Source organism: Phytoactinopolyspora endophytica, assembly GCF_004138495.1.
Taxonomy (GTDB): domain Bacteria; phylum Actinomycetota; class Actinomycetes; order Jiangellales; family Jiangellaceae; genus Phytoactinopolyspora; species Phytoactinopolyspora endophytica.
In genome coordinates, this window is the sequence record NZ_ML142882.1 from 5,626 (window position 1) to 14,916 (window position 9,291).

Annotated in this window: 8 protein-coding genes and 1 pseudogene; 6 read left to right on the top strand and 3 right to left on the bottom strand. The window is 69.3% G+C overall.

Annotated elements, in window-relative coordinates; translation table 11 throughout:
* The 4 genes and pseudogenes from ELR45_RS41935 to crcB all read left to right on the top strand — a co-directional run.
* Positions 1-301: pseudogene (locus tag ELR45_RS41935) on the top strand (glutamine synthetase); the annotation flags it as partial.
* A gap of 27 nt (positions 302-328) precedes the next feature.
* Complete coding sequence (locus ELR45_RS33485; RefSeq protein WP_205857781.1) at positions 329-835, top strand: fluoride efflux transporter FluC; 507 nt, start codon at positions 329-331, stop codon at positions 833-835.
* Between the two features lie 28 nt (positions 836-863).
* On the top strand, positions 864-1,292 hold the full coding sequence (locus ELR45_RS33490) for a DUF190 domain-containing protein (RefSeq protein WP_420814001.1): 429 nt from the start codon (positions 864-866) through the stop codon (positions 1,290-1,292).
* The gene (gene crcB / locus ELR45_RS33495; RefSeq protein ID WP_129670155.1) at positions 1,289-1,651 is read left to right on the top strand and encodes a fluoride efflux transporter CrcB; all 363 of its coding nucleotides are present in this window, start codon (positions 1,289-1,291) and stop codon (positions 1,649-1,651) included. Before ELR45_RS33490 ends, crcB begins: the two co-directional genes overlap by 4 nt.
* On the opposite strand, the gene ELR45_RS33500 is transcribed toward crcB, so the two are convergent.
* Positions 1,648-3,147, bottom strand: a complete 1,500-nt coding sequence (locus ELR45_RS33500) for an aldehyde dehydrogenase (NADP(+)) (protein ID WP_205857790.1) — start codon at positions 3,145-3,147, stop codon at positions 1,648-1,650. The two genes, crcB and ELR45_RS33500, sit on opposite strands and share 4 nt — an antisense overlap.
* Positions 3,148-3,551: 404 nt before the next feature.
* Between ELR45_RS33500 and ELR45_RS33505 the strand changes: the two genes are divergently transcribed.
* On the top strand, positions 3,552-6,575 hold the full coding sequence (locus tag ELR45_RS33505; protein WP_129670167.1) for a bifunctional [glutamine synthetase] adenylyltransferase/[glutamine synthetase]-adenylyl-L-tyrosine phosphorylase: 3,024 nt from the start codon (positions 3,552-3,554) through the stop codon (positions 6,573-6,575).
* 184 nt (positions 6,576-6,759) lie between these two features.
* Here the strand turns inward: ELR45_RS33505 and ELR45_RS33510 are convergent, their stop codons facing one another.
* The gene (locus ELR45_RS33510; protein ID WP_129670157.1) at positions 6,760-7,764 is read right to left on the bottom strand and encodes a LacI family DNA-binding transcriptional regulator; all 1,005 of its coding nucleotides are present in this window, start codon (positions 7,762-7,764) and stop codon (positions 6,760-6,762) included.
* Between the two features lie 155 nt (positions 7,765-7,919).
* Positions 7,920-8,966: a Gfo/Idh/MocA family protein gene (locus ELR45_RS33515; protein ID WP_165368335.1), complete on the bottom strand. Its 1,047-nt coding sequence runs from the start codon at positions 8,964-8,966 to the stop codon at positions 7,920-7,922.
* A gap of 157 nt (positions 8,967-9,123) precedes the next feature.
* Between ELR45_RS33515 and ELR45_RS36225 the strand changes: the two genes are divergently transcribed.
* The gene (locus ELR45_RS36225; RefSeq protein WP_165368336.1) at positions 9,124-9,279 is read left to right on the top strand and encodes a hypothetical protein; all 156 of its coding nucleotides are present in this window, start codon (positions 9,124-9,126) and stop codon (positions 9,277-9,279) included.
* The last annotated feature ends 12 nt before the right edge of the window (positions 9,280-9,291 follow it).

Below are 9,291 nucleotides of genomic sequence, written 5' to 3' on the forward strand. Positions count from 1 at the left end.
CGCCTACGCCGTCATTCTTGCGGCCGGATTGAAGGGCATCGAGGAGGGCTACGAGCTCCCTCCGGAGGCTGAGGACGACGTGTGGGCGCTGACCGACCGGGAACGGCGGGCGCTCGGCATCGATCCGCTGCCCGCGTCCCTCGACGAGGCGATCCGGGCGATGGAGAGCTCCGAGCTCGTCGCCGAGACCCTCGGCGAGCACGTGTTCGAGTTCTTCCTGCGGAACAAGCGGCAGGAGTGGGACATCTATCGCCGCCAGGTCACGCCGTACGAGCGTGACACGATGCTTCCCGTCCTGTAGACGACGCTGGTCGCCGGTCCGGAGGTCGTGCTTGGACGGGCACTGGTCGCCGGTCCGGAGGCCGAGCCGTTCATCGGCTGGCTGCATGCGGGCCACTATCGTGGATGCGTGCGTGCGGTGTGGAAGCGGCGAGCCCAGGTCATAGGGGCGATCGCCGCTGGCGGCGCGGTCGGTGCCGAGGCGCGTTATGCGCTCGCTCAGCTGGACGGCGACCGCTCCGCCTTCCCATGGACGACCTTCGTGGAGAACATCACGGGTTGCTTCCTGATCGGGGTGCTCATGGCGGTGATCCTTGAGCTCACCGCTCCGCACCGGCTGCTCCGACCGTTCATCGGGGTTGGTGTGCTGGGCGGCTACACGACGTTCTCCGCCTACGCTGTCGAAGTGCGTGAGCTGCTCGCGGATGACCGCGCCGCCATGGCGCTGGCCTACCTGGCCGTCACGCCGGTCGTGGCGCTGCTCGCGGTCTGGACCGCCGTGCGCCTGACCGGTACCACACTGGGCCGGTTGCGGCAGCGGGGAGCTGACGAATGACCACTCACAGATCTGGTCGTGGGGAGCGATGATGACGTTGCGAGGTCCGGCACGCAGGCTGTCCATCATGGTCGGGGAGTCCGACACCTGGCACGGCAAGCCGTTGTACGCCGAGATCGTCCACCGCGCCCACGCGGCCGGGCTGGCCGGGGCGAGTGTGTTCCGTGGCATCGAGGGCTATGGCGCGTCGAACCACATTCACACCACCCGGATCTTCAGCCTCTCCGAAGATCTCCCGGTGCAGGTGCTGATCGTCGACGTGGCGGAGAAGATCGACCCGTTCGTGGAGGAGATCGAGCCGTTGGTCAGGGAGGGTCTGATCACGCTCGCCGACGTCGAGGTCGTCCGGTATGTCGGGCGTCACAGTGCCGGGGGCACGGCGACCGGTACTGTGACCGGCTCGGCGGACGGTACCGCAGCCGGCGACGCGAGCGACGATGCGGCGGAAGGCCGGTGACGGTCCTTCTCGTCGCGCTCGGCGCGGCCGCGGGCGCACCACTGCGCTATGTCACCGACCGGTTCATCCAGTCGCGGGTCGACGCCGTCTTCCCGTGGGGAACACTCGGGGTGAACGTCGTCGGCTCGTTCGTGGTGGGTGTGGTCACGGCGGCGTCTGTTGAGGGCAGGCTGAACGAGGACATGGTCGCCTTGATAGCCGTGGGTTTCTGCGGTGCCCTGACCACCTACAGCACGTTCAGCTACGAGACGCTGCGCCTGTTCGAAGACGGTGCCCGCTGGTATGCCTTCGGCAACGTCGTCGTGAGCATCCTCGCCGGTGTCGCCGCCGCGTCGGCGGGCTGGGCGCTCGCCTCCTAGCGGCGCAGAGCGCCGTCGACCCGGCGTGGGATGCCGAGTGGGTTGCCATCCTGCAGAGCCTGCGGGAGCAGGTCGTGCGGGAACGCCTGATACGTCACCGGTCGCAGCCACCGCCGGGCCGCTGTCGGCCCGACGGACGTGTGCAGAGGGCTGGTGCTCGACGGCCAGGGACCGCCGTGCTGCATGGCCCAGGCAACGGCCACACCCGTGGGCCAGCCGTTCCAGATCAGCCGGCCGGCGCGGGGCCGGAGCACGTCCAGCACGGGGGAGAGGTTCTGCAGATCCGACTGCTCCCCGTGGATGGTCGCGGTGAGACTACCCTCGACCGACTGCAGCGCGTTGATGAGCTCGTGCGTGCTGGCGTACTCGATGATCAGCGAGCTCGGTCCGAAGCACTCCGCGGCGAGGGTCTCCGCGGCCTCGGTGAACTTCTCCGCGGTGGTGACGAACAGGCACGGCACACCCCAGGCGCCGGGCTCGGTGTGCAGCCGCGGCGTGACCAGGCTCCGAACGGCCGGGTACGCGGCGAGCTCTGCGCTGAACTTGGCGTACGACTCGGCGATGCGCGCGTTCAGCATCGGTGTCGGTGAGACCGCGCTGATCGCATCGGCGAGGGCGGAGTCGAGGTTGTGCCCGGCGGGAAGGAAGAGCAGACCCGGCTTGGTGCAGAACTGGCCGGTACCGAGCGTGAACGAGTCCACGAACCCGGAGGCGATCTCGGCGCCGCGGGCCCGTGCCGCGGCCTTGGTGACCACTGTGGGGTTGACGCTGCCCAGCTCGCCGTAGAAGGGGATGGGGTCCACCCGGCCGGAGGCGAGGTCGAACAGCGCGCGTCCACCTGTCGTGGAGCCGGTGAACCCGGCCGCCTTGATGCGCTGGTCCACGACGGCGTCGCGCCCCGCCTGCTGACCGAAGATGACCGTGAAGATCCCCGCGGGCAGATTGTGGTCGGCGATGACCGAGCTGATGATCTCTCCGGTGCGGCGGGAGAGCTCGGGGTGGCCCTCGTGTGCCTTCACGACGACGGGGCAGCCGGCGGCGAGGGCGGAGGCGGTGTCGCCCCCGGCCACGCTGAAGGCGAATGGGAAGTTACTGGCGGCGAAGACCAGTACCGGCCCGAGCGGCTCAAGAACGCGTCGCAGGTCCGGCCGGGGGACGGGCTTGGCGTCGGGAGCCGGTGTGTCGAGGGTGGCCTCCAGGAACGAACCCTCCTCGATGACCTGAGCGAAGAGCCGCAACTGGAACGTGGTCCGGGCCAGCTCGGAGGTGAGCCGCGGTTTGCCGAGGCCGGTCTCCGTGTCAGCCAGCGGAATGAGCTCGTCCGCACGGTCGTCGAGCTTGTCGGCGATGGCGCGGATCAGCGCCGAACGCTCGGTCAGAGGCTCGTTGGCGAACCGGCGCGCGGCCGACTTCGCCAGCGACAAGGTGGAGCTCAGCTCGCCGGGCGACGTCTCCGCCACACCGACACCGGCCGGCTCGCCCGTGCGTGGGTTCATGCTTTCTATCAGCTTCATCGATTAACTCCCCGTACCAGATCCTGACCGGCCTGTATTCGCCGGTGAGGCATACGGCAACGGCGGCACCGGATCATTTGCCGGCGCCGTCCCTGCACCGGACACACCGTGTACATTCTGACAGTCATGCGAGGCCTGATCCTAGCCGGTACCACCTGTGCGCACTATGGTGCGTTCGGTTGAGTATCGCCCATAATGCCCAACCCGCTGATCGCGCACTGACTGGCTGTCGATTGCGCATTCACAGAATTCGGCCTTCCAGCTGACCGCCCCTCCGGCGCGGTCCACCGACATTGTCTGAGCGGGGGCCTCGACAGTGTCGGTAGATTCGAGGCGTGCCGCGCCCAGTCGGCGACGGCGAGACCGGGCGCGGTAAGTTCGATGATGTGTATGCGCGACCTTCACGTCGTACTCAGAGCCGAGGCGCCGAGCTGGCGCGCTCTGGGTTCACCGACACGGAGGCGGCCATGCGTGAACTCGACAGCCCGCCCTTGGACACGTTGGATGAGCAGCACGAGCTCGTCGCGGCGCTGGCCCGGGTAGCGGATCCCGACCTGGCGCTGAACGGCCTGTCGCGGTTGCTCGCCTCGCTCGGCTCGCGGCCGGAGCGTGACGAGCTGTTGCGCGCCTTGGAAGCGGGAGACGGGCTGGCGGCCAGGGTGCTGGCCGTGCTCGGGTTCAGCTCGCCGTTCGTCGACCACCTGGTACGGCATCCGGGCGACGTCCGTGAGCTCGCTCAGGCCGTGGCGGATGTCCGGCCGGACGCGGAAGTGCTGCGCCGACGGCTGCTCGAGGCGGTCGGTGCGGATCCGGAGGCCGACGCGCCGGTAGCCGTGGGAGATCACCGCGAGCTCCTCGATGCGCTGCGGGTCGCCTACCGGCGGCAGCTGCTGGAACTGGCCGCGCTGGACCTCACGGGCGAGCTGGAGATGCCGGCCGTCGGTTGCGAGCTGGCAGACCTCGCCGGAGCGACGCTGGAGGCCGCGCTGGCGATCGCTCGTGCACAGCTGCCAGACGACGCCCCGCGATGTCGGATCGCGGTGATCGGCATGGGCAAATGCGGCGGCTGTGAGCTGAACTACGTCTCCGACGTCGACGTGTTGTTCATCGCCGAGCCGGTCGACGGGAACGACGACGGCGATGGCGAGGCCGCGCTGCGCACCGCCGCGCAGCTGGCGACGTGGGCGATGCGAGCCTGCTCCGAGCGCACCCCCGAGGGGACGATCTGGCCGGTCGACGCGGCGCTCAGACCGGAGGGCAAGGCAGGACCTCTGGTACGTACGATGGCCAGCTACCTGAAGTACTACGAGTCCTGGGCGAAGACGTGGGAGTTCCAGGCGCTGCTCAAGGTCCGCCCGGTGGCAGGGGACCGCGCCTTGGGGGCAGCGTTCGTCGAAGCCGTCGAACCGATGGTGTGGAACGCGTCGTGCCGTGATGGCTTCGTCACCGACGTCCAAGCGATGCGGCGTCGCGTCGAGCACCATATCGGTTCCCGCAACGCCGACCGCGAGCTCAAGCTTGGCCCCGGCGGGCTGCGCGACATCGAGTTCGCCGTGCAGCTGCTCCAACTGGTCCACGGCCGTGCGGACGAGACCTTGCACTCCACCTCCACGCTGCAGGCACTGGCCGCGCTGATCGACGGGGGTTATGTCGGCCGCGACGACGGTGCCGTGCTGGACCAGGCGTACCGCTTCTTGCGGACGCTGGAGCACCGCATCCAGCTGCGGCAACTGCGGCGCACGCATGTGGTGCCGGATGACGCCGCAGACTTGAGGATCCTCGGCAGGGCACTTGGCATGCGCGGCGCCGACGAGCTCACGAAGCGCTGGCGCGGTGAGACGCGTGAGGTCCGGCGACTGCACGAGAAGTTGTTCTACCGGCCGCTGCTGTCGGCAGTGGCGAGCCTGCCGGGCGAGGATGTGCGGCTGAGTCCGGAGGCAGCGCTGGCCCGGCTGGAGGCTCTCGGATATACCGACCCGTCCGGCGCACTGCGACACATAGAGGCGTTGACCAAGGGCGTGTCCAGACGGGCGTCGATCCAGCGGACACTGCTCCCCGTGCTGCTGTCCTGGTTCGCCGACGGTGCACAGCCCGACACCGGGCTCTCCGGCTTCCGGCACATCAGCGATGCTCTCGGCGAGACACCGTGGTACTTGCGGCTACTGCGCGACGACGGCGCGGCGGCGGAGCGGATGGCGAAGGTCCTTGCGTCCGGTCGCTACGCCACCGAGCTGCTGAAGCGTGCGCCCGAGGCGGTGACGATGCTGAGCGGCGACGCGGAACTCGCCCCGCGGGACCCCGCGCAGCTGACATCCGAGGTGGTAGCCGGACTGGCACGGCACGACGACCCGGTCGCGGCGATCGGCGTGGTACGCGCGATGCGTCGGCGCGAACTGTTCCGCACCGCGGTGGCGGATCTGGTCGGTCTCCTTCCCGTGCGGCAGGTGGGAGAGTCACTGACCGACATCGCCGACGCCACACTCGCGGGGGCGCTGGCGACCGCGACCAGGGCGGTCGAGGCGCAGCTGGGTGGCAGTCTGCCCACCCGGATGGCCGTGGTGTCGATGGGCCGGCTCGGCGGCCGCGAGATGGGGTACGCCTCGGACGCGGACCTGCTGTTCGTGCACGCACCGCTGCCCAGCGCGAGCGACGAGGAGGCGGCCTCGGCCGCGACGGCGGTGGCCAACGAGATGCGGCGGCTGCTGGCCATCCCGTCGCCCGAACCGGCCTTCACCGTGGACGCCGCGTTGCGCCCAGAAGGAAAGGCCGGGCCGCTGGTCCGCACGCTCTCCTCGTACGCCGCGTACTACGAGCGGTGGGGCGAGATCTGGGAACGGCAGGCGCTGCTGCGCGCGGCACCCTGCTGCGGCGACCCAGAGCTGCTGCGCAGGTTCGAGGCGCTGATCGATCCGCTGCGTTGGCCGTCGGCGGGGCTCACCGACGCGCAAGTACGCGAGGTACGCCGGATGAAGGCACGAGTGGAGGCGGAGCGGTTGCCGCGCGGTGCCCACCGTCCGACGCACCTGAAACTAGGGCCGGGCGGTCTGTCGGACGTCGAATGGTGCGCCCAGCTACTCCAGCTGCAGCATGCCGGCCGGGTCGAGGAACTACGGACGACGGCCACGCTGGACGTGTTCGACGTCGCCGTCGACGCGGGTCTGATGCGCGACGAGGACCGGCGAGAGCTCAGCCAAGCGTGGTGCATGGCGTCGTCGATCCGCAACGCGACGGTCCTGGTGACCGGTCGGGCATCGGACGCTATCCCGGTGGACCCACAGACGCTGGCGGCCGTGGCCCAGGTGGTGGGATACGGGCCGGGGGAGAGCGCCACGTTCCTGGACGACTATCGGCGCAGCTCCCGGCACGCGCGAGCTGTCATCGAACGCGTCTTCTACGCCGATCCGCGCTGAGAACGTGGGGTGAGAGTTCACCCTGACGGCGGCATCCATGCCACTCTCCGTACCGGATGCCACATTCTGTGTCGGATGCTGCAATCTGTGTCGCCAACAGCCTGATTCGCGGCCCATAGCGACACAGATTGCAGCATCCGGTACGGGATGCAGCATCGAGCCCGCCTCTACGCCGATCCGTGCCTCAGCGGGTCGCGGGTGAGGTGGAGCTCCGGAGGACGGGCGTCCCGTGCAGGGTGACGGTCTCGAGTGAGACGCCGTCGGGCTGCTCGATCTGGCCGGAGAGCAGGCCGATCGCGGTGTGACCGAGCTGAGCCATGGGTGCCGCGACTGTTGTGAGGCTGGGCGTGACCATGCGCGCGAGCAGGACGTCGTCAGAGCCGACAACGCTGCGGTCGCCGGGCACATCCACGCCCCGGGAGGCCAGCTCGGAGAGGACTCCGCAGCCCATGACGTCGTCGAACGCGAACGCCGCCGTCGCCTGGGTGTCCAGCAGGGCCGCGCCGGCCTGTCGCCCTCCGTCGAACGACGCGTCGAACGGGCCGAGCTCGGTCAGGGAGACGCCGACCTCGACGTTCGCGGGCGTGGCGGCCCAGGTGCGGATCGCCCTCGCGCGATGCTTGGCCGCCCAGGAGGCCGACGGCCCGGCGAGCAGAGCGATGCGGCCGTGCCCATGCTCGACGAGGTGGTCGCCAATGCGGGCCAGCGCGTCCCCGGTATCGCAGACCACGGACGACAGGTCTCGGACCACGCGGTTGACGAGAACGCATGGCAGCCCGTCGACGGCGTCCCGCAGCGCGCGCGAGGGCGCACGCGGCGACGCCAGCACGAGCCCGTCGACCTGGCCGTGCAGCTGGGAGATCAGCCGCGTCTCCGAGTCGGTGCTCTCTTCGGCGTCGACCAGCATGACCGAGCAGCCGAGCTCTCCGGCCGCGCGCTGCACCGCGCGGACCAGGGGCGGCATGAAGGGGTTCGTGATGTCCGGCACCACCAGGCCGAGCATGCCGGTGCGGCCGGTAGCGGTAGCTCTGGCGGACTTGTTCGGCCGGTAGCCCATGGCCGCCGCCGTGCTCAGGATGCGTTCGCGTACGTCGTCTCTGACCAGGTCGGGGCGGGTAAACGCGCGCGACACGGTGGACGAGGAGACCCCGCAGGCCTGAGCCACCGAATAGATCGTGTTCCGCTTCACCTGAGCGTTCCTCTGTTCACATGGGCGACATGCGCTTCAGCGGCGCGTTGTGCCGCGTCCCAGGCGGGAACCTTCCGATCGTGCGATTGGTTTCGCCTCTGCGTCAGGTTCTCGGCTGGACGTTGCGCAGTGGTCCACGGATCCATCAGGCACGCCTAGAGCAACCCGGTCTGCTCGCGCGCACGTTCGATGATCTCGATCTGGCGGCGGACGCTTTCCGGGGTGACGAACAGCTCGGCCCCGTCACGCAGGGTGGCGGCGAGCCGCTGGTAGTAGAGGGCGGTGCGCTGGCCACCCGGCGGCTCGACCTCGATGGTCTGCTCGTGCCAGTCGATCTGCTCGCCGGTGCCGTAGCGGCGATCGGCGGCGGGGCCTTCGTCGACTCGCAGCTCGGCCAAGGCGTCGGGGTCGCACCAGCGCACCTTCAGCCCGCCGTCGTCGGTGCTGACCAGGCCGCCGGCGGTGCCGGCGATCATCCACGCCGGCTGCGGGGTGGCAACGGTGGAGCTGGACTCGATGTCCGCGGTGAGGCCGGTCTTGGTCTTCAGCACAAGCTTGACGTGATCTTCGGCGTCACCGGCGGCGAGCGTGCGGCGCAGGTCGGCGAAGAGGTCGAGTGGGCCGTCACCCAAGAGGAGCAGGACCTGGTCCAGGAAGTGCGACGCCGTGTTCGGCAGCTCGCCGCCGCCGAACTTGCGCAAGGTCTGCCAGTCGGCCCGACGGGCGAAGCGGTGGTGCGAGCGACGGATCAGCACCAGCTCACCCAGCCGGCCGGAGCCGATCACCTCGCGGATGGCCATGAACGCAGGGTCGAACCGGCTGTTCTGGAAGCAGGTGAGGACCCGCCCAGCCTTCTGAGCGGCCTCGATCATGGTGTCGACCTCGGCCGTGCTCTGCGCCATCGGCTTCTCCACGACGACGTGCTTGCCTGCCTCGAGCGCGGCGACGGTCAGCGGTACGTGGGTGTGCGAGGGAGTGGCGACGATGACCAGCTCGACCTGTGGATCCGCGATGACGTCGGCGGGCTCGGCGTGCGTGGCGCAGCCGAACCGGGTCTCGGCCTCGGCGCGCCGTTCAGGGGCCGGGTCGGCCGCGGCGACGATGCGATAGTCATCGCCCAGCTCCGCCAGGCCGGCCGCGTGGATGTTCCACCCGGAGCGGCCGAGACCGAGGATGCCAACGCGGGTCGGTTCGTTCGCCATGTCGGTTGCTCTCCTTCTCATGGTGCCGTCTCATGGTCCGTCCGGATGTCCGTACGCCCTCGTGACACGAGGCATCCTACCTGCAAGCGGTTGCACGTCACTGTACACGTACGTTTACGAGCCCAGGTCGGATCGATCATCGTGCCATACTGACCCTATGTGGGGAATCGTGTTGCTGCTGCTGGCGATCTGGCTGGCCATCTCTGTCATAGGGATCGTGATCAAGGGCCTGATCTGGCTGTTCGTCATCGGCGTCGCGCTGTTTATCGGGACGTCGATCTGGGGCTGGATCAAGCGCGAGAGTGGCGGCTGAGCCAGAGCCGGA

What these genes read in the sequence shown, in the direction of transcription:
- ELR45_RS33490 (WP_420814001.1), top strand. Translation starts at nt 864, where the DNA reads ATGATGACGTTGCGAGGTCCGGCACGCAGGCTGTCCATCATGGTCGGG.
- ELR45_RS33500 (WP_205857790.1), bottom strand. Translation starts at nt 3,147, where the DNA reads ATGAACCCACGCACGGGCGAGCCGGCCGGTGTCGGTGTGGCGGAGACG.
- ELR45_RS33515 (WP_165368335.1), bottom strand. Translation starts at nt 8,966, where the DNA reads ATGGCGAACGAACCGACCCGCGTTGGCATCCTCGGTCTCGGCCGCTCC.
- ELR45_RS36225 (WP_165368336.1), top strand. Translation starts at nt 9,124, where the DNA reads ATGTGGGGAATCGTGTTGCTGCTGCTGGCGATCTGGCTGGCCATCTCT.